The sequence below is a fragment of the Candidatus Accumulibacter phosphatis genome (assembly GCF_000024165.1).
GTDB classification, from domain to species: domain Bacteria; phylum Pseudomonadota; class Gammaproteobacteria; order Burkholderiales; family Rhodocyclaceae; genus Accumulibacter; species Accumulibacter phosphatis.
Genome location: NC_013194.1, coordinates 1155159 through 1176670, shown reverse-complemented (window position 1 = coordinate 1176670; position 21512 = coordinate 1155159). Strand labels below are relative to the sequence as shown.

Here is a 21512-nt window from a genome sequence, read left to right as displayed (position 1 = left end):
CCGACAAGCGAAATGCTAAGATTCGCGCCTTCTCTTGATACCGCCCCACCCACACAGGGAGAACCCGCATGAAACTCGAAACTCTCGCCGTCCACGCCGGCTACAGCCCCGAACCGACGACCAAGGCGGTAGCCGTACCGATCTACCAGACCACCTCCTATGCTTTCGACAATACCCAGCACGGAGCCGACCTGTTCGACCTCAAGGTGGCGGGCAACATCTACACGCGGATCATGAACCCGACGCAGGATGTCCTGGAGAAACGCGTTGCCGCGATGGAAGGCGGCATCGGCGGGCTGGCTCTCGCCTCGGGGCAGGCGGCGATCACCTACGCCATCCAGACGATCGCCGAAGCGGGCGACAACATCGTCTCCGCGTCTACGCTCTATGGCGGCACCTACAACCTGTTTGCCCACACGCTGCCGCAGTACGGCATCGATGTCCGTTTTGCCAACCATGCGGACCCGGCAAGTTTCGAGAAGCTCATCGGCGCCAGGACCAAGGCACTCTTCTGCGAATCTGTCGGCAACCCGCTCGGCAACGTCACCGACTTCGAGAAGCTGGCCGAGATCGCGCACCGGCACGGCATCCCGCTGATCGTCGACAACACCGTTCCCTCGCCCTACCTGTGCCGCCCGTTCGAACACGGTGCCGACATCGTCGTCCATTCGCTGACCAAATACATCGGCGGTCACGGCAACTCGATCGGCGGCATGATCGTCGATAGCGGCCGCTTTCCGTGGGCCGCGCACAAGGACAAGTTCAAGCGCCTCAACGAACCGGACGTCTCCTATCATGGTGTCGTCTACACGGAGGCGCTGGGCCCCGCGGCCTACATCGGTCGGGCGCGCGTCGTCCCGCTGCGCAACATGGGCGCGGCGATCTCGCCATTCAATGCCTTCCTGATTCTGCAGGGACTCGAGACGCTGCCCCTGCGCATGGACCGGATCTGCAGCAACACCGAGCAGATCGCGGCTTATCTCAAGAGCCACGCCAAGGTTGCCTGGGTCAATTACGCCGGACTGGCCGACCATCCCGACCACGCGCTGGTGCAGAAGTACATGGGCGGCAAGGCCTCCGGCATTCTCACGTTCGGCGTCAAGGGAACCGACTGCAGCGGCTCGCAGGCGGGTGCGCGCTTCCAGGATGCACTGCAGCTGTTCACTCGTCTCGTCAACATCGGTGACAGCAAGTCACTCGCCTGCCACCCGGCGTCGACCACGCACCGGCAACTGGCGCCGGCAGAACTGGCGAAGGCCGGTGTTTCCGAAGAAATGATCCGCCTGTCGATCGGTATAGAGCATATCGACGACTTGCTGGCCGATCTCGAACAGGCGCTGGCGGCCGCCTGAGGACATTGACGCGGGGGCCTGCCCGGCATGCTGCCGGCGGGCCCTGCGCGACGAACGCAGGCATTGGCAAGCGCCGAACAGGGTTTTGGGATACGATAGAGACATACCTTCGTGCGGGTCCGCCGATGCCCACCAAGCAAGACCGCCTGCCACTCGTCGATCTGCGTGCCGATGACGCCGAGATCGGGCGTTATGCCGCCCTGCTCGACAGTCTCGGCATCGGGCTGCTGGTCTTTGCCGCCGACGGATCGCTGCTGGAGCGCAACACGCAGGCGATTGCTTTCCTCGGCGATGCGCCAAGCCTTTGGCAAGATGAGAACGGACAGCCTCTGGCCACCGAGGAGCGCCCCGAAAGGCAGGTCATCAACACGCGCCAAGCCGTCCATCAGCGTGCCATCGGGCTGCGCGGAAGCGCGTCCGCCGCGAGCACATGGTGCAAGGCCAGCGCCTTCCCCGTCTTCGCCAGCGATGGCGGCTTGCGGCGTGTTCTGCTGATCCTCGCCGACCTGCGCCAGTACAGCCGGGCAGCCAGCGACAGCCAGCAACTGCCGACGCACGACCCGCTGACCGGGGTCTTCAACCAGCGCTACATTCAGCTCCTCCTCGACGATGAGGGACGTCGCGCCCGTCGCTACGGTACGCCCTTTGCTCTGGCCCTCCTGGCGATCGACAATTTCCGGGAACTTTGCCGAGCGCATGCCACGGGGTCGGCCGACCGACTGCTCGCCGACGTCAGTCGACTGCTCGGCAAGAGCCTGCGTGAATTCGACATGGTCGGCCGTTTCGGTGATGACCAGTTCCTGCTGATCCTGCCCAACGTGCGCGTCAACGAGGCGATGATCGGCCTCGAGCGACTACGTGAAACTATCGAGGCCAGCGCTACGAGCGACAGCGGGCCCTTGCTGACGGTCAGCGGTGGCGTGACCGAATACACCGGCGAGGATGCCGGGGCGCTGATCGAGCGCGTCCGCTCGCTGCTCACCGCCGCACGCGAAGCCGGCTGCAACCGGCTGTGCGTGAACATGGACATCTTCTAGCGGCGCAGCGCTGCCGCGGATCACGGCAACTCCTCGACCTGCAGCCAGACGCTACGCTGGTCGAGACTCTGGCTATTGCCGCTGCGCCCCTGACCGCTACCGGCACCCACGGCCTGCTGGCTGCTGCCGCCGAGTTCCAGCCATTCGCCGAGGCGACCGGAAACCGTACTCGTCAGCAGCTGCGTGCTGACGGTGCCGTAAGCACTCTCGCCGGGCGAGTCGAAACGCGGGCTGATGTCCACCGTCACACGCCCACCGACGACCCGGGGTGCGGCGTAGAAGCCTTGACCGAGATCACGGTAGACAATGCTCTCACTGACCACAGCGCCCCGCGGACCAATCGCCACCTGCCGTAGCGGGATCGGCAGCGAGCGTCCGACCTCGATCAGCGCCCGCCCACCGTCGACCACTTGCACCGTCTGCATGCTGCCGCTGGCCTGCGTCCGGCGCGAGTCCCAGGCCTGCGCACTGACGCTCGCGTCGCCACGCCGGACCTCGACGCGCGTACTTTCCTTGCTTTCCTGCATGCCGCCGGACGGCTTGCCGATCCACCGCGTTTGGCCGATATCGCCCCCGGCCACCACCGCCACCCCCTCGTCGCGACCCTCCACCTCACGGTTCTGGCTGACCCGGATCAGCAAGCGCCGCGGCGGCGTGTCGATCGCCGCGAGCGCCTGCCTGATCTGCTGGCGGTTGCGCGGCGAAGCACGCAGAATCAATTGATCGTTCATCCCCGAAAGGGTAGCGCCGGGCTCCAGCAAGGGCTGCAATGTCGGCAGCACCTGATCGAGCGTGCGATGCCGCAGGGCAATGATCTCCATCTCCTGCTGCGCCATGGCCAGCGCCGGCAGGCAGAGGCACAGCCGAAGCAGCAAGCCCCCGAGGGCGCCGACGCGTGCCAAGCCAATCGCCGCCGCCATGCCCGGCCGCTCAGGACAGATGCGGCAGGCCGAGATACTCGCGCGAACGCATCTCGGTCAGACGACTCGCCGTGCGGAAGAACTCGCTGGCCTGCGTTCCCTGCGTATACAGACCCTCGGGACCACAGTCGGCGGTGGCGATCAGCTTGACCTTGTGATCGTAGAAGATGTCGACCAGCCAGGTGAATCGCCGTGCCTCGGACGACATGCTTGCCGACATTCTGGGAATCGCCGACAGCAGCACCGTGTGATAGCCGCGCGCCAGTTCGAGGTAGTCATTCTGCGAGCGCGGACCGCCGCAAAGCGACTTGAAATCGAACCAGATCACGCCGTTGCCGCGACGCAGCGTCGGAATTTCGCGCCCGAGCACCTCGATGCTGCCCGCCGGTACGCCCTCACCGCCAGCCATCGCGGCGAAGTACCCGGCCATTTTCAGCTCGGCAGCCGCATCCGCCGGATAGTGGAAGATCTCGACCTGTTCGAGGGTTCGCAAGCGGTAGTCGACACCGGCATCGATCTCCAGAACGTCGAGACGCTCCTTGATCAGCGCAATCGTCGGCAGGAAGTTCTCGCGTTGCAGGCCATTCGGGTAGAGCCGATCGGGAGGGTAGTTGGAGGTCATCACGAAGACGACACCCCTGGCAAACAGCGCTTCGAGCAGCCTTCCGAGGATCATCGCATCGGCAATGTCGGATACGTGGAACTCGTCGAAGCACAACAGGCGCACCTCGGTAGCGATCCGGTCGGCAACCCGGAGCAGTGGATCGCTCTCACCCTTCAGCTCGTTCAACTGGCGATGGACGCCGTGCATGAAGGCATGGAAGTGAATCCGGCGCTTGCGCCGGTAGGGCACCGAGTCGAAGAAGCAATCCATCAGGAAGCTCTTGCCGCGCCCCACGCCGCCCCAGAAATAGACGCCACGCGGCAGATCGGGCGGGGAAAAGAACCGCCGCAGGGCGCTGCGACGCCCGACCTTGAACGACAGCAGCGCATAGTAAAGGCGCTGCAGGCGCTCGGCGGCCGCCCGCTGCGCAGCGTCGGCAGTGAAGTGCCGTACCGCGAGCAGGCCCTCGTAGGCGTCGAGCATGCCGCGCTCGGGGACGCGGAGAATTCTGTGAGGCATCAGCTTCCTTCCGGTGCTTGGGGGAGATTTCTGGTGGATGCCGGGGCAGGCAGGTGGAGACCGCTGCAGGCGCCGCGGCGAACCCCGCTCGCCACGGCCATGGCGAAATTCTAAACCATCGCCGGCAAGACGTCAGAATCGACCGGCGGCTGGAGAACTTCGGGGAGTGGCAGAGGGCGAACGCCGGCGCTCAGCAAGGCGCTGTGGATGGCGCTCGCCGTGGCGAGCGCCTGCGGGCCATCGCCATGGACGCAGATACTGTGGAATTCGCACCGGATGAGACGCCCCTTCGCGGTGACGATGCCGCCCGCGTCAAGCATGCGCAAGACCTGCGCAACGCAGGCGTCGGCGGTGTGCAGGACGGCATCCGGCTGGCTGCGCGCGACGAGCTTGCCGTCTTCGGCGTAAGCCCGGTCGGCGAAAATCTCGGTCGCCACGCGCAGGCCGGCGCCTGCACCCGCCGCCGCCAGTTCCGAAAGCGCGGGGGCGAGCAGGATCAGCGACGGGTCAAAGCTGGCAATCGCCGACGCCACGCTGGTGGCCAAGTCGGTTTCCTCGCAGGCCATGTTGTTCAGCGCCCCGTGTGGCTTGACGTGCGTCAGGCGCCCGCCCTCGGCCCGAGCGAGGCCGTCCAGGGCGCCGATCTGGTAGATCAGCATCGCTTCCAGTTCGGCGGCAGGCAGACGCATCACCCGCCGCCCAAACCCCTGCAGGTCGGGAAACGACGGATGCGCCCCGAGGCTGACGCCGGCCGCCAGTGCCTGGCGAACCGTCCGCCGCATGACCAGCGGATCGCCGGCATGAAAGCCGCAGGCGATGTTGGCCGCACCGACGACGCGCAACAACTCGCTATCGTTGCCCATCTGCCAGACACCGAAAGCCTCGCCGAGATCGGCGTTGAGATTGATTCGGGACACCATCATTCCTGCCTCCGGGCAGCACTCGCGACCGCCGCAGCGCCGTCGGCCGCCCAGGCATCGACGACGCCGCTGACCAGATTGACGGCGTAAAGCGCCTGCGCATCGATCTGCCGCGCATCTTCCAGGGGGCCGATGCCGGCGATGAGTGCACGCAGCGCCGCTTCGCGCGAGCGCGCCGCCAGTTCGCCGGCGGCCACCGACACGGCCGCAAAGCGCAGCGGCTGTCCCGGCGCCATCACGGCCAGACGCGGCAGGTCGGCCGAGATCACCGTCGCGATCTTCGGATAGCCGCCCGCCGTCTGCCCGTCGGCAAGCAGGACGATCGGCAGCCCCTGGCCGGGCACCTGGATCGATCCGGGAACCGTCGCATCCGAAGTGATCTCACTGCCCTTCTCCGGACGATGCCTGAGCACCGGGCCGTCGAGGCGCATCCCCATGCGGTCCGCGGCCGGCAGGACGTGGTAAGTCGCGCTCAGGAAACGCTCCAGCGATGGCGTGTCGAAGTAATCGTCCTGCGGCCCCATGACGACACGGATCGGCGCCGCATCGACCGGCGGCGGCGTTCGCAACACCCGCTCGCCGCCGTCGCATGGCGTGCCGGCCAGGCGGGCGCCGCTGGCCAGCAAGCGTCCGTCGATACCGCCAAGTCCGGCGCGAACATAGGTCGACGCACTGCCGAACTGCTGCGGCAAGCGTATACCGGCCAACGCCAGGTAGCCCAGGCGGCCCACCACCGGCATACCACAGCGCAGGCTATCGCCAGGCGCCAGCGTCAGGCTGCGCCAGGAGTCGACACGGCGACGCTCGCCGCTGCCGACGACCTCGGCAGAAAAATGGCCGGCCAGCGCCAGGCGCAGCGGCAGCCCGCCAGCACGCACCCAAAGGCCGCCGGCGAGGAATTCGACGGCCGGCGCATTTTCCGGGTTGCCGGCCAGAGCATTCGCCAGGCGCAGCCACCCGCCTTCAAGCGCCCCGGCATGCGGCACACCCAGCCGGCGCAAGCCGGGGCGACCGAGATCCTGTAGCGACGCCATCGCCCCCGGGCTGACGACTTCGAGCACGGCGTTCATGGCGTAGTCCCCGCATCGATCAGGAAGGACATCGGTGGCAACGGCGAATTGCCTGCCCCCATCAGCTCTGCCGCCAGCGCCCGATATTCGCCGACCTCGACCGCCCGGAAGCTCACCCGATCGCCCGGCCGCAGCAACGCCGCCTGCGGCCACGCCGCGGAGAACAGCGGCACGGGGCAGCTGCCGATCAGGTGCCAGCCGCCGGGACTCTCCCAGGGGTAGATCGCGGTCAGCGTGCCTGCCGTCGCAACACTCCCGGCCGGCACGCGCACGCGCGGTTCGCTGCGCCGCGGCCGAGCAAGAACGGCTGGCAGGTCGCCCATGAAGGCGAATCCGGGCAGGAAACCGAGCATGTAGACCTCGTAGGTGCCGCTCGAATGCAGGCGAATGACTTCCGCCGGCGTCAGACCACAGGCCGCAGCAAGCTCATCGAGGTCAGGCCCGCAATCGGCACTCTGGTCGCCATAGCACACGGGCAGCCGCCACTGGCGCCGGGCAGGCGAGCGCGCCGCGGGCGAGGCGTCGATGAGGCCGCGAATCACCGGTTCGATCGCGGCCCGCGTCGTCCGCAGAGGATCGTAAATGACCGTCAGCGAGCGAAAGGTCGGCACCGTTTCAACGATTCCCGGCAAGCGGCCGTCTTCAACCGCCTGCGCCAGGACCGCGTCGAGTGCGGCCACCGCCGCCAGCAGGCGGCGGTCCACGCCGTCGCCGAATTCGATGGTCAGCGCCGTGTCGCCGGCGTCGAGGATGCGCAGCGTCATGCCGCTCTTCCTTCCACTCCCACTCCCTGCCCGCAGTAGCGAACTGCCGACTGCTATCCGCGCAGCGCCTCTGCCCAGCAATTGGGCGTCTCGTAGAGGCGCAGACGCTCGAGGCGCAATTGATTGCCGTAGGTATCGCGATAAACGGCATCGAGAATCGCGAACGCCTGCTGCGCGAGGTTCTCGGCGGTCGGCACGCAATCGAGCAGAACGGTCTTGTGGTCCGGCAGCGACTGCAGAAAGTCGACGATCGGCCGGTCGCCGGCCCAGACCAGGAAGGCGTGATCCCAAGCTTCGACCAGATGCTGCATGGCCAGCGCCTTGACCTCGGAGAAATCCATCACCATGCCGTTGGCCGGATCGCCCGTCCGTCGAATGATGTCGCCGGCGAGAGTGATCTCGATCGCGTAGCGGTGGCCGTGCAGATGACGGCACTGGCTCTGGTGGTCGGGAATGCGGTGGCCGGCGTCGAACTCGAGGCGGCGGGTGATGAGCATCGGAAGGCCGCGCAAAGCCTTGATTATAGCACCGCCGCCACTCGCTCTCGCGGGCGCTCGAAAGCGACGGGGCATCGACTCGCCGCGTGATCGGCCACACCCCCAAAGGACTGCAGCCGCAATCTGATGACGCCCGGCGAGGTCCTCGACGCGCCGCTGGCTGCGAGTCACCGCGAATTTGACCACGGCATCAAGGGGGCCGATAATTGGTGTTCTCGTCGGCAAACGCTATTCGGCGTTTTTTTGGGCCGGTCCTGGCAGCCAAGGGCGGCGCTGTCGGTCAGCCCAAGCCGCCTTCCGCGACCAGAAGAGCCGGGTTCGCGGTGACCTGCGCGCACGTTGTTCTGCCCGGCGAGCCCACTTCACCTGGAGGTAGGCATGGATCCCGCGCTCTGGATAGAGCTGATCGTCTTCATCTTGCTGCTTGGATTCTCGGGCTTCTTTTCGAGCACCGAAACCTCGCTCTTCTCGCTGAGTTCCTTCCAGCTCGACCAGATGCGCGCCACCAAGCACCCGCGCATCGAACTGATCGAGCGTTTGCGCAGCGAACCTCGACGCCTGATCGTCACCATCCTGATCGGCAACGAGTTCGTCAATGTCTCGGCTTCGGTGATCTCGGCGGCAATGGTCATCCACCTGTTCGGCGCCGACAACGAGATGGTCAACCTGCTGGTCATGGTGCCTATCCTGCTGCTGTTCGGCGAGATCACCCCGAAAGTGCTGGCGATTCGCAACAATGTCGCGTTTGCCCAGGTCGAGTGCCGTCCAATCGATCTCTTCGCTCGCCTGATCACGCCGCTGCGCGAGGTGATCAGGCACATCGCCGACTTCTTCATTACCCTGATCGTCGGCAAACAGCGCTCGCAGGGCAATCTGGTCACCGAGGACATGATCCGCACGCTGGTGCAGGATGCCGTTGGCGAAGGCGCGCTCGACAGCCAGGAAGCGCAGTACATCGAGAAGATCTTCGACTTCGGCAACAAGGTCTTGCGTGACGTCATGCGACCACGTTCAGACATCCAGTTCCTTTCGGCGGACTTGCCGGTGCCGGAATTGATTGCCCAGATCAAGGCCACCCGCCAGTCACGCTATCCGGTATTCAGAGGGCACCGTGACACCATCCTCGGCGTCCTGTATACCCGCGACCTGCTCGGCGTCGATCTCGCCAGGCTCGAACGCGATTCCCAGGGATTCCGCAAGCTCTTGCGGCAGGCACATTTCTTTCCCGAATCCAAGCCGGCGGTGGAACTGTTCCACACCTTTCGCCAGCGCAAGCTGTCCTTCGCGCTGATCGTCGACGAATATGGCGGCGTCACCGGACTGGTGACGATGGAAGATCTGCTCGAGTGTGTTTTCGGCGAGATATCGAGCCCTTCGGACGTCGATACGGCTAGCCAGCATCTGGTCAGCGAACTTGCCGATGGTCGTCGCCTGATCGATGCCGGCATGTCGCTTGGGGACTTCAACCAGGCCTTCGCGGTGACCATCGCCAGCGTTGACGCCGAAACGCTGGCCGGCGCATTGCTCGACACCTTCGGCGAACTGCCTGCCTGTGGAGCAACGACCGTCCTTGGCGGGCTGCAATTCACCGTCGAGGGCATCGAGCACAACCGCATCACCCGTGTCCTGGTCGAGCGCCTGCCAGAGGCAATCGAAAAACCGGCAAGCGACAGTGGCGAACTACCCAGCGATACGTCCGGCCGACCCGAAGCCGCGAAACGCGCGACGGATCGGCCCGACCGGAGGATTGGCGATGTCTGACATCTGGCTCACGGTCTTGTTGATGGTCGTCTGCCTGCTCGCCGAAGGTTTCTTCTCGGGGTCTGAACTCGGCGTCGTCAGCGCCGACCGCATGAAACTGCGCCACGACGCCGCCAAAGGTTCGCGCGGCGCGCGCCTGGCGCTTGAGATGCTCGAGAAACGGCCGGAGTGGTTGCTGTCGACGACGCTGGTCGGCACCAACATCGCCGTGGTCGCCAACTCGACCGTCGCAACAGCGCTGATGATCTCGATGTTCGGCGAAGCGGGCAGTTGGCTGGCGGTCGTCCTGGTTGCGCCGTTGATCTGGGTTTTCGGCGAAATCGTCCCGAAGAGCGTTTTCCAGCAGCGCGCCGACACGATCACGCCGTACGTGATCTACATACTGCGCTTCTTCTCCATCCTCTTCTGGCCGATTCTGATCGTCTTCGTGACCCTGTCGAAGTTTCTTTCGCGCCTTGCCGGCAGCCGCGACGAGCACAACCCCTTCACCCTGCGCGAGCAGATACAGAGCATGGTGCAGATGCCGCCACAGGAGGGCGGCGACATCCGGGCGATCGAGAAGACCATGATCCGGCGCATGTTCAATTTCTCGGAAACCACCGTATACAAGGTGATGGTGCCATTGATCGACGTCAACGCCATCGAGAAGTCCTGCACCGTCGGTGAAGCGGTGCGACTCGCAGTCCAGTGCTCAAACATTCGCCTGCCGGTCTACGACGGACGTATCGACCGGGTGATCGGCGTACTCAACGCGATGGACCTGCTCGGCGTGGACGAATCGTTGCCGATCGCGCCTTTCATCACGGCAACGCGCTACGTCCCGGCCAGCAAGAGTGCCGAGTCGATGCTCGTCGAGTTGCGCCAGGATGGTGACGCGATGGCCGTGGTGATGGACGAGTTCGGTGGTGCCGAGGGGATCATCACCATCGAGGACATCATCGAGGATGTCGTCGAGGATATGCAGGACGAGTACGACCGACAGGAAAAACCGGCCGAATGGCTGAGAAAGCTCGGCCACCATGATTATCTGGTGAGCGCCCGCGCCGACCCGGCGATGCTGATCGAGAAGTTGGGACTGAGGCTGCCGGGCAATGCCACCTACGATACGCTGTCCGGCTTCCTGCTCGAACATGCGCGCGAGATTCCCAAACCCGGTGCGACGATCGAGGTCGAAGGCATCAGGTTCATCGTCCAGCGCGCAACTCCGCAGGTGATCCAGGAAGTCCAGATTCGCTGGTAGTAGCGCTTCCCGCGCTCTGCGGCGAAGGGGGCTCGCGACGCTCATCCAGTCTTCGCGTTAACGACGCTGCCGGTGGTCGGCTTCATCTCGCCCCAGGCAGATGGCCCGGCCGCTCGGCCGCTCGCCGACGACGCGCAGGCAACGAGTCGAGCTATCGCTGCGCGAACCGATTCGCTACCATCGCGACAGTCCGCCTGCGCGCGGCCGCCTCGCAAGGACGAATCTCATGTCGGAACTTCCATTTGCCGCTTCCTGCCCCGCACCCCTCGACAAGTCTGGGAGCGCGTGGACGCGCGGCCTGCGCACGACGGCGACGCTGGCCTTCTGCCTGCTGGCGTTCTTTGCGTCGGCCGCCGACGCGCAGTCCGACGCCGGCGACGACGCGGTGACCGCCTTCGTCGACGGGGACGAGACGGTGACACCGCTGGCCAGCGACGAAGCCGCCCGGCTGCTCGCGCAGACCTTGCCCGAAGCGCCGGACGCCCGCTATGACGCGCTGCGCCGCCACTACCGCGCCGCCCAGGTGCTCGACGACCACGAGCGCCTGATCGAACTGGCGCGGCAACTGGTCGACGCCGGCCGCGGCCGTGCCGACGGCGAAGCGTGGATTCCGACCTATCTCAGCGCCGAGTTCCAGTGGGGTAGCCAGGGCAAGGCGCTTGCCGCCTGCGAGCCCTTCCTGGCCGACCGCCAACTGTCGCTGACCACGCGCGCACTGGTTGCCCTGCGCCAGACCTACTTCGCCGCTCTCGGGCACGACCGTGCGCTGCTCTTCCGCATCTGGCCGCGCGCCGATGAACTGGCCGAGAAGGCCATCCGCCAGTCGGCGGGCAAGACCACCTCGCGACTGGTCGTCAGCCGGCTCCAGGTTCGTTCCGAGATTGAGCGCTGGCAGGGCGATGCGGCGGCTTCGGTGGCCACCCTGCGCGAGGCCGTCGTCTTTGCGCAGAGCGAGTTGCGAGCAGCGCGGGCGCGCAGCCGCGCAAGTAGCGACCCCGCCGTGCGCGACGCCCTCGGCTGGCTCGACGGCTCGCTCGGCATGCTCACCTACGCCCTGGTGCGGCACGGCCGGGCGCAGGAGGCGATCGCCATCGCCCAGGCGAATCTGGCGCTCTGGCGCGCCGGCGAACTCCCCGACGGCCTCGGCGCGCGCTGGAACTATCGGCTGGCGACCAGCCTGAACGCGACCCAGCAGTATGAAGCCGCGCTGGCCGCGGCACGCCTGTCGGACGAGATGCTGCAGCGCGCCGGCGCCGGCGCCGCCAGCCACACGCGCTGGATGGCACGCCAGGAAATCGTCCGCGCCTTGATCGGCCTCAGACGCTGGCAGGAGGCCGACCAGTCCTACCGGGAGTTCCTCGCCGCGCTGCCGCCCGACGTGCTGGCGCGCACGCGGGCTTCCGACTGGCGGCTGCTCGCCTTGCTCGGGGCGAAGAACGGCCGCCTCGACGAGGCGCTCGAACAGGCGGAGCGTTCGCACCGCTACCGCGTTCGCCTGTATGGTGCCCAGCATCCGCAAACGCAGGAAGCCGCCGGAGTGCGCGGAGTCGTCCGCTTGTTGCGCGGCGACGTGAAGCCGGCGATGAGCGACTACGAAGAACTCTTTGCGGCGACGCTCGACAGCCCCGGCGGCTGGCTCGACCTGGACCTGCGGGGTGTTCGCGGCTACGTCTTCGGAATCGCCTTCGACGAGTTCCTGCGCCATGTTGCCGAACAGGCCCTCAGAGGCGAACGTGTCGATCCGGCGCTCAGCAACCGCGCCCTGCAGCTCGCCGATCGCAGCAACCTCGGCGTCACGCAGCGTGCGCTGGCTGACAGCACGGCGCGCGTGCTGGCCGCGACGCCGGCGCTGCGCACGCTGGTCGAGGAGGAACAGGCGCAGCGCCAGACGACTGCCGCACTGTTCGCCCGCCTCGCCGGCACGCTGAGCGAGGACGACCGACTGCGGCGCGAAGCCCGGAGCGAAGCCTTCCAGGCGCTGCCGGAAGGCGAACGCCAGGCGCACAAGGAGCGCGCGCAGGCCGTGCGCGCGCAGATCAAGGCACAGCAGGCCGAGGCGGCGAGCGCCCGCGCCAACCTCGACAAGCAGCGCCAGACGATCGCCGGCGAGTTCCCCGGCTATGCCGACCTGATCACGCCGGCGACGCCGACCGCCGAACAACTGCGCCGCCTGCTCGGTCCCGGCGAAGCGCTGCTTTTCGTTCATCCGACGGAGACGGCGACTCTCGTCTGGCTGGTCGGGGCCGACGGCCGCAGCGGCTTTGTCGCCAGCAAGCTGACGCGCACTGACCTGACCAAGCGTGTCGCGGAATTGCGGGCGATGCTCGACCTCGCCAGTGCGCCGCCGGGACGCGAGCCGGCCTTGCAGCCGGCCAGCCTGTACGCCCTTTATCGCGACTTGTTGGCGCCGTTCGAGCGCGACTTGCGCGACCTGCGCTCGTTGATCGTCGCCACCCAGGGGCCGCTGGCGAGCCTGCCACTGGCTGCACTCGTCACGCGCGCGCCGGAAGGCGATGCACCGCCCGCCTGGCTGGTGCGCCAAGTGGCGATCACCCAAATCCCCTCGCCATCGGCGCTGCAGGCGTTGCGCCGGGTGGCGCAGCCGGCGGCCGCAACGAAGGCGATGATCGGTTTCGGCGATCCGCTGTTCAAGCTCGCTACGGCAGCCCAGGCCGACCGCTCGCCCGGCGGGCCGACGGCCCGACAGCGCCCGGCCGAGGCCGCCCCGGCTGCCACGGCGACGCGTTACGATGCCGAGCGCGGCTTCCGCTACGGCGACATGCAGCCCTTGCCCGAGACCCGCGGCGAACTGCTCGCGGTCGCCGCCGCGCTCGGCGCCGATCCGCAGACCGATCTGCTGTTCGGTTCCCGGGCGACGCGCCGTGCCGTTGTCGAGGCAAAGCTGCTCGACCGCCGCGTCGTCGCCTTCGCGACACACGGGCTGATGCCCGGCGAACTTCCCGGCATCTCGAAGCCGGCGCTGGCGATGGCGGTCACCGCCGACGCGCGCGAATCACCGCTGCTCGAACTCGACGACGTGCTTGGCTTGCGCCTGAACGCACAGTGGGTTTTGCTCTCGGCGTGCAACACCGCGGCCGGCGAACCGGGTGGTGGCGCCATGTCCGGTCTGGTGCGCGGCTTCTTCTTTGCCGGTGCACGGTCGGTACTGGCGACCCATTGGGCGGTCGATTCGGACTCCGCCGCCGCGCTCAGCACGGCGACTTTCCAGACGCAGGCGGGTGGCAGCGTCTCGCGCAGCGAGAGCCTGCGGCAGGCGCAGCTCGCCCTGATCGACGGCAAGCTGGGTGACGGTCGCTGGCGCCATCCCTTCCATTGGGCGCCCTACGCCCTGTTCGGCGACCCCGAGCGTTGACGCGTGCGGAACGCGCCGCCATCGCGCCGGGGCACCGCAAGCTGCGCAGTGGACCAGCCTGCGGTCCGCCAGGTGTCCACGCACCCTCCTCGGCAGTCCGCCGAACGGGCATGCAAGCGCTGGCCGCGGCAAGCCTGAACCACCGTTCCGGGCGCCGTCCCGACGCCTGCCGGGCTCGCACAAAACGCGGCTTTGCCTCCTTTTCCGCCTGCGGCCGCCGAAAGCGTGTATCTTCTGCCCCGGAGCCGAGCCGCGTTTCATCCGGTCGGCAGCTCGCTCCGCTGTTTCGTCCCGACGCGTGCCTTTTCGCGCCGCTGCCCGCAGCCCCCATTCCAATCGTCGTACCCGCCTGAACCGGCTCTGATGGCGTCATGCCACAGCAGGTCGTTCCCGGAGATTCATTTGTCCCATTCGTTTGCCCTTCTCGGCCTGTCGGCCGAACTCACCCGCGCTGTCGACGATCAAGGCTACAGCGAGCCCACACCCGTACAGGCGCAGGCCATCCCGGTCATTCTCGCCGGCCGCGATGTGCTCGCCGGCGCCCAGACCGGCACCGGCAAGACCGCCGGCTTCACGCTGCCGCTGCTGCAACGCCTGGCCACGCGCGCTGCGCCGGCAGGCGTCCCGGGGCAGCGTTCGCCCGTGCGGGCGCTGATCCTCACCCCGACGCGCGAACTCGCGGCGCAGATCGAAGAGAGCGTCCGTACTTACGGCAAGTACCTGCCACTCAAGTCGACGCTGATCTACGGCGGCGTCAACATCAATCCGCAGATCGACGCGCTACGCCGCGGCGTCGATATCCTGGTGGCGACACCCGGCCGCCTCCTCGATCACCTGCAGCAGAAGACCGTCAGCCTCGCGCAGGTCGAGATCCTGGTCCTCGACGAAGCCGATCGCATGCTCGACATGGGCTTCATCCGCGACATTCGCCGCATCCTGGCACTGCTGCCAGCGAAGCGCCAGAACCTGCTCTTCTCCGCCACGTTCTCGAACGAGATCCGCAAGCTTGCCGATGGCCTGCTGCACGCGCCGGCGATGGTCGAGGTTGCCCGCCGCAACGCCGAGTCCGAGCTCGTTGCCCAGCGCGTCCATCCGGTCGATAGCTGGCGCAAGCGCGAACTGCTGACTCACCTCGTGGCCTCGGGCGACTGGCGGCAGGTGCTCGTGTTCACACGCATGAAGAGCGGCGCCAACCGCCTCGCCGAGCAGTTGTGCAAGGTCGGCATCGAGGCCACGGCGATTCATGGCAACAAGAGCCAGCCGGCGCGCACGCGCGCGCTCGCCGGGTTCAAGGCCGGCACCGTGCGCGTGCTGGTGGCCACCGACATCGCGGCGCGCGGTCTCGATATCGAGGAATTGCCGCACGTCGTCAACTTCGAGCTGCCGCATGTCCCGGAGGATTACGTACACCGCATCGGCCGCACCGGCCGCGCGGGCAGCACCGGCGAAGCAATCTCGCTGGTTTCGCCGGAGGAAAGGCCGCTGCTCGCCGACATCGAAAAGCTGCTGACGCGCCGCATCGACAGCCAGATCGTCCCCGGCTTCGAGCCCGGCCAGCCGGTGCCGCCAGAGGTCGCCGCGGCGGCCGCGCAAGCCGGCGCGCGTGGCTCCCAGGGCGCCAACCGGCGTGGCGGCGGCGGTAACGCCGAGCACGGCCGCGATGGTGGGGCGCGCAGCCAGGGCAGCACGGCGACGCCGGCACGCCCGACGAGCGCGCATGCCGCCGCACCCACGCATGCCAAGCCGACGCCCTTGCCGAACGTACCGCGGGCACCGCAGCGTGGCAGGACGGACACCAGCACGCCCCTGCCGGCGCTGTTCCGCAGTCCGGCGCGGCGCGGCGGCTGAGGCCGCTGGCCGGCCGCATCCTTCACTCTTCACAACGCTTGATCAGGAGTCGGCAATGAATATCTTCGTGGGCAATCTCGCCGCCGAAACAACCGAAACGGAACTTACCGATCTGTTCAAGGCCTTCGGTCAGGTCAAGTCAGTGCAGGTGATGCGCGAAATGTTCAGTGGCGTCTCGAAGGGCTTCGGCTTCGTCGAAATGCCCGGCAAGGCGCATTCACTGGCTGCCATCGCCGCCCTCGACGGCAAGGATCTACACGGCAAGCCGCTGCGCGTCAACGAAGCGATGGCACGCGGCAGCGGCGGCATGCGCCACCGCTAGCCGGCACCTTGTCGGCACGAGCAAGGCCGATCAGGACTTGCCGTCGGCTTGCTGGAACCACCGGCGAGATCCACCCGCGTGCTTGCGTCGGGCAGCTTCTCGTCGCCTGGCGCAAGGCAAAGCTGCCGCCGTCTCCGTCGCCCCCGTGGCGGCCGAACCAGACCCCGCGATGCGACTTTCCTGGAGCCGTTTGCGCCTCCGAGCTGGCTCCGTTCACGACGACCAGCCGTTCGCCTGCGCCAATGGTTCGCTCCGACGGATGAAGGCTCCGTATCCATAGGCTGAGGTTTCATCGTTCCCCGCCAGGCCATCGACCCCGTGAAGCGGCAACTCGCAAGCGCCATGAAAAGTGGTCTGGCGCCTGATCAGACCAGCACAGCTACAAGGAGCAGCAAAATGAGAACCGATATCCCTGCCATCAGCGAAGGCCTTGGCGTCTTTGTCATGATCGCCTGTTTGTCCCTGCCAGGCGCCGGCCTGCTCGTGGGTTGGCTGACTCGCCAAGCCGCGTCAAACGACGTGAGGCAGTAACGCACTTCCGGCGACGAGGACGACGAGGACGACGAGGACGACGAGGACGACGAGGAGGAAGACAGCGAGACTGCGCGACGACGAGACTGCGCGGTGGGTAGAGACGGACTTAGTGGCCGCGATTGCGGTACGCGTTGGCGCGTTCGCTGTGGTGGTGGCTCGACGAGTGGTTACCCATGAAGACCTGATTGGCGATTGCCTGCCGCCGGTTGTACGCCGCCCCGTAAGCCGCTGCCGACCCGGTAGCCGCCCAGCTATTGGGGCCGCCCCAGGCGTTGACACCACCCCAGGTATTGACGCCGCCCCAAGTGTTGTACCCGTCGATCAGAATGATATTGGGGCTGACCCGAAACTCGCCGTTGTCATTCCGCGAACGTTCGAGGATGGCGCGTTGACGGTTGTACTGGGCCGACTGTGCGGAAAGACTCGCACCTGGCGCCGGACCCAGGATGATTTCACCGACGGCCGGCTGGCTGAACGAAGTCAGCAGGCACCCCAGCGAAGCTGCCGATAACAGGTTGCAGAACGATGTCTTCATCAGGCGCCGCGGTGTGCTATTCATTTCATTGACTTCGACGTGATCGTGCGGTCAAGGTAATCGAGTCCAGCAAAGCCGTCACCGTCCTGCTCGGGGCCTTCAGTCAGGCCAGGATCGACATGAGACTTGGGTCAAGGCCGACATCCAGCAGAACGCGTTGACGATACCATGAAATCACGCGCGCTGTGTTGGCTGGAATTTTCCGTGCGTTGACCCTCGCCTCATCAGCGTTGCTGCGTGACCGCATACACGGCCTGGACGACCTTTGCCATGCGCACGTAGTCGAGTTTGTCGTAGGTATCGCCCGCCAGATGATAGTTGCGGTTGCGCATGAACGCGGTGTCTGTGACCATGAACGCGGGAAAGCCTGCGTGCCAATAGCTGAGATGGTCGGAAAAGTCGATGCCCTGAAGCCATGGCGGCGCGTTGATGGAATAGACAGGCAGGCTGGTCGCGCCAGCCATGACGGCCTTGATGCGACGCAGCAAGGCGAAGTTGCTCAAGCTGCCGACGAGCGCGATGAAGTCGCCGCGATCGGAGTAAAGATGTGACATCGCGGCGACCGGATAGCTCTGACTTCCCGGTTCGTCGGAGAAGTAGCCGATCATCTCGAGAGACAGCATGAACTCCACCTCCCGACCTGCTGCGCGAAGCGAGCGCGCATGCCATGCACTGCCCATATGTTCGGTGCGAAAGTGCGGCGGCTCTTCGAGGGTGTACGCAACGAGTTCGATTGGTCGGAGCTGGGTGGTGCGACCGACGAGACGGGCGAGCTCGAGCAGACCGGCGATGCCGCTGGCGTTGTCATCCGCTCCCGGCGTGTGGGTTTCTCGCGTATAGCCACGTGGATCCTTGGCGCCGCCGTGGGCATCGCCATGCGAATCGTAGTGCGCTCCGATGACCAGCAGAGGGCCGGACACCGGACCGAATCTGGCGACGATGTTCCGGTACCTGACCTCATCCACGAGAACGTCTTGTACTGTCACCGCGCCGCCCGCGGCCGTCAACTCAGCGAGGATGTACTGCGCGGCGAGGTCGATGTTGCGCAATTGATCGAAGCTGCGCGGATAGAGATCCACGGAGAGATGCCTGACGTGAGCCTCAAGTCGCTTGACGTCAACCTGCGGCGCCTGCGAGGTGACCGCCTGCACGAAGGGCTGAGTGAGCATGGCGATGCCCGCGGCAGCGACGCCCATGAGAAACAAGGCTAGAGCCAGGAAGCTTTGAATTCGCATCGGCGTGTTGGCGAGAACCGAAGTGACTTCGGCCAGTCGATCTGGAGGGCCGTCAGCAAATCGACGACCCCGGATTGTTGCGGACATGCCGCGCTGTACAGCAGGCTGGAAACTCCAGGTTCCCGGCTTCCGGCAGTGTGCGCATCAGCGTTGCGTACTCCCGGCACAGCCCGATGGCCTCGTCGACCAGTTTGGACTGGTCGCGGCGCATGCCCTCCGCGAGTATCTCGAGTTTCTCCTTCAGGTCGGGCTTGCGGGTCAGTGTGGCCGACATCGGGGGCGCTCCATGCGTTGATGGACAAAGTCTAGCGCCGCATCCTGCGGGGAGCAATCAGCGAGATCGGACCGCCAACAGGCGGTCGCTGTCGACCCGACAAGCGACCACAAGCGCCACGCTCGCGAACGCGGAATTCCCGGAACTCTACCCGGAACTCTACCGGAACTCTACTGCCGGCCCTTACCCGATTATGTTTCACAGGAATCGCTCGAGCTTTGTCGCGACAATGTTTAGTGCAACAGCAAATACGCCGCTAAGTGCGATCTTGATCATGATCGCGCGCTTTCTGTCTGAAAATTCATCTATCAGATTGATATCGCCCTTGTTTAGTTTTAGGTAGGAAAGATCAGGGTAACTATCAATTGCTTCCTCGATAAAACTACCAATGGTTCCCATGAGCGGGACAAGGATGAGAGCACCACCCGCGTAGACAACGAAAAAGCGAGCCCAGACGTCAGTCTGGATCGATGTATTGAAATATGTGGGCACTGACTGGAACGCGAACCAACTAAGAAGGGCACCAACCACAAGCTTTGCAGCACCAGGTATGTAGCCCGACCACCTACGCAAAGAATTCAAAAACGGTACCGGCGGGGTTTTCCTGCACCCTCGAAGCCACTCGTCGAATGCTTCTAGGAACCCGCGAGCGATCACGTAATCCGCGTAGTCAATCGTCACCTCTGCCGTAATTAGTGCGACAAAGCCGGCAAGATGACCACGCAGAAATGGCGGCGCTTCCTGTTCGATCTGTTGGAGCATCGCCGCACGTGATGTAAGGCGTATCGACACCGCATATTCTTGCGGTAGCTCAAGACCTGCCGGGACAATTGAAAAGTTGTACTTCAGAACGATACTAACGGTTGGGCTAGCCGCGTTGGTGTTGTATGCACGGAACCGGTCGAAGGATGTGAATTGCTCTTTTCGTTCTTTGTCATGGAAGACCGAAATAACCTCATTGCGTGCAACGATCTTATGTACGTCGCAGAGCTGCTGAACTTTGAAGTGCAACTGCTCGACCTCAGCAAACTCGACCAATAAGTTATCCGAATAACGCTTCCGTATCTGTTCGGTCCGGCCGGTTACCTGGTGATAGATGTCCTGATATACCTTGAGTGAGACACGGGAGCCGGCTTCGCCTACTCTCACAACTTCCACATTGCCATTATCATTCTCTGAGTGCTCAATCAAATCGCCCATTCAGGGCCTCCATACTTGAGTGGTTGAAACATAATCGGGATAGGAAGAAGCCTCGCGGCCCCTCAATGCTCTGAACCTATCAGAACCTTGTCATACTCCACTTTTGTAAGCGTGTGATAAATGTGGTTTTTGGGTGAATTTCCTGGGGTATGACCGGTTTGGTTTTATCTGGACGAGGTTCTTGATGAGTTCGTTGAAGACCGAGGTGATGTTGTCGAGGGCGTCGCGGCCTTGGAGGAGCCAGCGTCCGAGTGTACGCTTGATGGCATTTCGGGGCATTTCGGGGACAGTATAATTAATTCATGGCCATTTGGATCAGAAGGTTCGAGACGGGCACGGCACGCAACGGCAAGACTGGGCTCAACTGGCCGCAGCTTCCGGGGGGGCAGTAACCTTGATCGCCCCCTTCAGCGCCGAGCAGGCGCGACGTTTCGCGACTGGCGTAGGAAGCGGCGGGCCGAAGCAAAACCATACTCGTCGCGTAACCGCGCTGCCCCCGGCGGGTGATGCCTCCACCCACGATTTGCAGCCGCCGGTCGATTCGCACCTTGATCTGGTCGATGCCCGACCGTTGTCAGATGACATCCTCATAATTGCGCACACTGTCGCGCCGACCGGCGGCGGTGCTGGCTGCGAGGCTGATCGGACGGGTGGCGACCTCCCGCAACTCACTCTCTACGCGGTCCTGCCCCCCACTGCGCGGGTGTTCAAGGATCAGATTCTCTATGTTGCCGGTCATGCCCAAGCCCCCTTGCGCCGAGGCTATCGCCAAGCAGGCGCATTTCCAAGCCACTGAAGTCCTGCACCGAACACCGCTCACCTACGACCTCTTTGATTCTTCGAACGCCGTTGCGGATAAAGCAAAAGCATTGCTTTCGCGCTACAGTGATTGCGGCCAGTCGCGCGCGGTGTGAAGAACCGCCAGCACATCGATCCCCGCGGATTGTTGCCGATATGCCGCGATATACGGCAACTGGGAAATGACAAGTTCCCTGGTTCCGGCAATGCGCCCGGGCCGACCGATTCCAGGATTGTCGGATACCAGCATGATGTCTCTACGGATGTCAGCCACAACCCGTCGCGCGGCGGCAGGATTGTCCCGGGCGATGAAAGAGAAGATCTCTGCGAGGTCGGACTTGGCTTGGGGGGTATAGCGAACCCTCATGGTTCGACGATGAACCCGTGCTCCGCAAAAAACGCGTCCATCTCACCGTCCGGTACAAACTCCCCGCGTTCGGCCTGCGCCAAGCCGTTCCGGATCTTTTCCAGCAGTAGCGTTTCGCGCTCCACGTACAGCCCGATGGCCTCGTTGGCCAGTTCGGATTGGTCGCGGTGCATGACATTCGCGAGCGTCTCCAGTTTTGCTTTCAGGTCTGGCTTGATGGTCAGTGTGGCCGACATCGGGGGCACTCCTTGGGTTGATGGACAAAGTCTAGCGCCGCATCCAGCGGGGAGCAACTAGCGCGATGGGACTGCCGACAGGCGTTCAGTGTCTACCGGGTAAACC

General features: G+C 65.1%; 21 protein-coding genes. 8 read left to right on the top strand and 13 right to left on the bottom strand.

Annotated features, from left to right (window positions below; genetic code table 11):
• Positions 1-68: 68 nt before the first annotated feature.
• Together CAP2UW1_RS05135 and CAP2UW1_RS23545 are read left to right on the top strand one after the other, a co-directional pair.
• On the top strand, positions 69-1352 hold the full coding sequence (locus CAP2UW1_RS05135; protein WP_015765598.1) for an O-acetylhomoserine aminocarboxypropyltransferase/cysteine synthase family protein: 1284 nt from the start codon (positions 69-71) through the stop codon (positions 1350-1352).
• Between the two features lie 125 nt (positions 1353-1477).
• Positions 1478-2389, top strand: coding sequence for a sensor domain-containing diguanylate cyclase (locus CAP2UW1_RS23545; RefSeq protein WP_015765597.1), 912 nt, complete (start codon positions 1478-1480; stop codon positions 2387-2389).
• 20 nt (positions 2390-2409) lie between these two features.
• On the opposite strand, the gene CAP2UW1_RS05125 is transcribed toward CAP2UW1_RS23545, so the two are convergent.
• The 6 genes from CAP2UW1_RS05125 to queD form a co-directional block, all read right to left on the bottom strand.
• Positions 2410-3309 carry a NolW domain-containing protein gene (locus tag CAP2UW1_RS05125; protein WP_015765596.1) on the bottom strand — a complete coding sequence of 300 codons (900 nt, stop codon included), beginning with the start codon at positions 3307-3309 and terminating at the stop codon, positions 2410-2412.
• Positions 3310-3319: 10 nt separating this feature from the next.
• Positions 3320-4432 carry a cell division protein ZapE gene (zapE, locus tag CAP2UW1_RS05120; protein ID WP_015765595.1) on the bottom strand — a complete coding sequence of 371 codons (1113 nt, stop codon included), beginning with the start codon at positions 4430-4432 and terminating at the stop codon, positions 3320-3322.
• 110 nt (positions 4433-4542) lie between these two features.
• Positions 4543-5352, bottom strand: coding sequence for a LamB/YcsF family protein (locus CAP2UW1_RS05115; protein ID WP_049778643.1), 810 nt, complete (start codon positions 5350-5352; stop codon positions 4543-4545).
• The gene (locus CAP2UW1_RS05110) at positions 5352-6422 is read right to left on the bottom strand and encodes a 5-oxoprolinase subunit C family protein (protein WP_015765593.1); all 1071 of its coding nucleotides are present in this window, start codon (positions 6420-6422) and stop codon (positions 5352-5354) included. The genes CAP2UW1_RS05115 and CAP2UW1_RS05110 overlap by 1 nt, the downstream gene beginning before the upstream one ends.
• The gene (pxpB, locus tag CAP2UW1_RS05105; protein ID WP_015765592.1) at positions 6419-7186 is read right to left on the bottom strand and encodes a 5-oxoprolinase subunit PxpB; all 768 of its coding nucleotides are present in this window, start codon (positions 7184-7186) and stop codon (positions 6419-6421) included. Before pxpB ends, CAP2UW1_RS05110 begins: the two co-directional genes overlap by 4 nt.
• 53 nt (positions 7187-7239) lie before the next feature.
• Entirely contained in the window at positions 7240-7683 is a 444-nt protein-coding gene (gene queD / locus CAP2UW1_RS05100; protein ID WP_015765591.1) for a 6-carboxytetrahydropterin synthase QueD, read from the bottom strand.
• 378 nt (positions 7684-8061) lie between these two features.
• Between queD and CAP2UW1_RS05095 the strand changes: the two genes are divergently transcribed.
• The 5 genes from CAP2UW1_RS05095 (at position 8062) to CAP2UW1_RS05075 (ending at position 16227) form a co-directional block, all read left to right on the top strand.
• Positions 8062-9444: a hemolysin family protein gene (locus tag CAP2UW1_RS05095; RefSeq protein ID WP_015765590.1), complete on the top strand. Its 1383-nt coding sequence runs from the start codon at positions 8062-8064 to the stop codon at positions 9442-9444.
• Complete coding sequence (locus CAP2UW1_RS05090; RefSeq protein ID WP_015765589.1) at positions 9437-10684, top strand: hemolysin family protein; 1248 nt, start codon at positions 9437-9439, stop codon at positions 10682-10684. Before CAP2UW1_RS05095 ends, CAP2UW1_RS05090 begins: the two co-directional genes overlap by 8 nt.
• A gap of 226 nt (positions 10685-10910) precedes the next feature.
• A complete protein-coding gene (locus CAP2UW1_RS05085) occupies positions 10911-14057 on the top strand; it encodes a CHAT domain-containing protein (RefSeq protein WP_015765588.1) in 3147 nt (1048 codons plus the stop codon).
• Between the two features lie 402 nt (positions 14058-14459).
• Positions 14460-15905, top strand: a complete 1446-nt coding sequence (locus tag CAP2UW1_RS05080; protein ID WP_015765587.1) for a DEAD/DEAH box helicase — start codon at positions 14460-14462, stop codon at positions 15903-15905.
• 55 nt (positions 15906-15960) lie between these two features.
• Positions 15961-16227: an RNA recognition motif domain-containing protein gene (locus CAP2UW1_RS05075; protein ID WP_015765586.1), complete on the top strand. Its 267-nt coding sequence runs from the start codon at positions 15961-15963 to the stop codon at positions 16225-16227.
• Positions 16228-16867: 640 nt separating this feature from the next.
• On the opposite strand, the gene CAP2UW1_RS05070 is transcribed toward CAP2UW1_RS05075, so the two are convergent.
• From CAP2UW1_RS05070 to CAP2UW1_RS05050, 5 genes are all read right to left on the bottom strand, one after another.
• Positions 16868-17320, bottom strand: a complete 453-nt coding sequence (locus CAP2UW1_RS05070; RefSeq protein WP_015765584.1) for a hypothetical protein — start codon at positions 17318-17320, stop codon at positions 16868-16870.
• 200 nt (positions 17321-17520) lie between these two features.
• Positions 17521-18531 carry a M28 family peptidase gene (locus tag CAP2UW1_RS05065; RefSeq protein ID WP_015765583.1) on the bottom strand — a complete coding sequence of 337 codons (1011 nt, stop codon included), beginning with the start codon at positions 18529-18531 and terminating at the stop codon, positions 17521-17523.
• A gap of 52 nt (positions 18532-18583) precedes the next feature.
• Positions 18584-18805, bottom strand: coding sequence for a hypothetical protein (locus CAP2UW1_RS23540; protein WP_015765582.1), 222 nt, complete (start codon positions 18803-18805; stop codon positions 18584-18586).
• Positions 18806-19003: 198 nt separating this feature from the next.
• On the bottom strand, positions 19004-20005 hold the full coding sequence (locus CAP2UW1_RS05055; protein ID WP_015765581.1) for a hypothetical protein: 1002 nt from the start codon (positions 20003-20005) through the stop codon (positions 19004-19006).
• 574 nt (positions 20006-20579) lie between these two features.
• On the bottom strand, positions 20580-20744 hold the full coding sequence (locus CAP2UW1_RS05050) for a hypothetical protein (RefSeq protein ID WP_015765579.1): 165 nt from the start codon (positions 20742-20744) through the stop codon (positions 20580-20582).
• Here CAP2UW1_RS05050 and CAP2UW1_RS25315 point away from each other — a divergent pair.
• Positions 20743-20919, top strand: a complete 177-nt coding sequence (locus CAP2UW1_RS25315; RefSeq protein ID WP_291911791.1) for a hypothetical protein — start codon at positions 20743-20745, stop codon at positions 20917-20919. The genes CAP2UW1_RS05050 and CAP2UW1_RS25315 overlap by 2 nt on opposite strands.
• On the opposite strand, the gene CAP2UW1_RS05045 is transcribed toward CAP2UW1_RS25315, so the two are convergent.
• Together CAP2UW1_RS05045 and CAP2UW1_RS05040 are read right to left on the bottom strand one after the other, a co-directional pair.
• Positions 20886-21170, bottom strand: a complete 285-nt coding sequence (locus CAP2UW1_RS05045; protein ID WP_015765578.1) for a type II toxin-antitoxin system RelE/ParE family toxin — start codon at positions 21168-21170, stop codon at positions 20886-20888. The two genes, CAP2UW1_RS25315 and CAP2UW1_RS05045, sit on opposite strands and share 34 nt — an antisense overlap.
• Complete coding sequence (locus tag CAP2UW1_RS05040; RefSeq protein WP_015765577.1) at positions 21167-21406, bottom strand: CopG family ribbon-helix-helix protein; 240 nt, start codon at positions 21404-21406, stop codon at positions 21167-21169. Before CAP2UW1_RS05040 ends, CAP2UW1_RS05045 begins: the two co-directional genes overlap by 4 nt.
• Between the last annotated feature and the right edge of the window lie 106 nt (positions 21407-21512).

Coding starts and splice junctions, on each gene's coding strand:
- CAP2UW1_RS05135 (WP_015765598.1), top strand. CDS start 69: ATGAAACTCGAAACTCTCGCCGTCCACGCCGGCTACAGCCCCGAACCG.
- CAP2UW1_RS23545 (WP_015765597.1), top strand. CDS start 1,478: ATGCCCACCAAGCAAGACCGCCTGCCACTCGTCGATCTGCGTGCCGAT.
- CAP2UW1_RS05125 (WP_015765596.1), bottom strand. CDS start 3,309: ATGGCGGCGGCGATTGGCTTGGCACGCGTCGGCGCCCTCGGGGGCTTG.
- zapE (WP_015765595.1), bottom strand. CDS start 4,432: ATGCCTCACAGAATTCTCCGCGTCCCCGAGCGCGGCATGCTCGACGCC.
- CAP2UW1_RS05115 (WP_049778643.1), bottom strand. CDS start 5,352: ATGGTGTCCCGAATCAATCTCAACGCCGATCTCGGCGAGGCTTTCGGT.
- CAP2UW1_RS05110 (WP_015765593.1), bottom strand. CDS start 6,422: ATGAACGCCGTGCTCGAAGTCGTCAGCCCGGGGGCGATGGCGTCGCTA.
- pxpB (WP_015765592.1), bottom strand. CDS start 7,186: ATGACGCTGCGCATCCTCGACGCCGGCGACACGGCGCTGACCATCGAA.
- queD (WP_015765591.1), bottom strand. CDS start 7,683: ATGCTCATCACCCGCCGCCTCGAGTTCGACGCCGGCCACCGCATTCCC.
- CAP2UW1_RS05095 (WP_015765590.1), top strand. CDS start 8,062: ATGGATCCCGCGCTCTGGATAGAGCTGATCGTCTTCATCTTGCTGCTT.
- CAP2UW1_RS05090 (WP_015765589.1), top strand. CDS start 9,437: ATGTCTGACATCTGGCTCACGGTCTTGTTGATGGTCGTCTGCCTGCTC.
- CAP2UW1_RS05085 (WP_015765588.1), top strand. CDS start 10,911: ATGTCGGAACTTCCATTTGCCGCTTCCTGCCCCGCACCCCTCGACAAG.
- CAP2UW1_RS05075 (WP_015765586.1), top strand. CDS start 15,961: ATGAATATCTTCGTGGGCAATCTCGCCGCCGAAACAACCGAAACGGAA.
- CAP2UW1_RS05070 (WP_015765584.1), bottom strand. CDS start 17,320: ATGAATAGCACACCGCGGCGCCTGATGAAGACATCGTTCTGCAACCTG.
- CAP2UW1_RS05065 (WP_015765583.1), bottom strand. CDS start 18,531: ATGCGAATTCAAAGCTTCCTGGCTCTAGCCTTGTTTCTCATGGGCGTC.
- CAP2UW1_RS23540 (WP_015765582.1), bottom strand. CDS start 18,805: ATGTCGGCCACACTGACCCGCAAGCCCGACCTGAAGGAGAAACTCGAG.
- CAP2UW1_RS05055 (WP_015765581.1), bottom strand. CDS start 20,005: ATGGGCGATTTGATTGAGCACTCAGAGAATGATAATGGCAATGTGGAA.
- CAP2UW1_RS25315 (WP_291911791.1), top strand. CDS start 20,743: ATGCCCAAGCCCCCTTGCGCCGAGGCTATCGCCAAGCAGGCGCATTTC.
- CAP2UW1_RS05050 (WP_015765579.1), bottom strand. CDS start 20,744: ATGACCGGCAACATAGAGAATCTGATCCTTGAACACCCGCGCAGTGGG.
- CAP2UW1_RS05045 (WP_015765578.1), bottom strand. CDS start 21,170: ATGAGGGTTCGCTATACCCCCCAAGCCAAGTCCGACCTCGCAGAGATC.
- CAP2UW1_RS05040 (WP_015765577.1), bottom strand. CDS start 21,406: ATGTCGGCCACACTGACCATCAAGCCAGACCTGAAAGCAAAACTGGAG.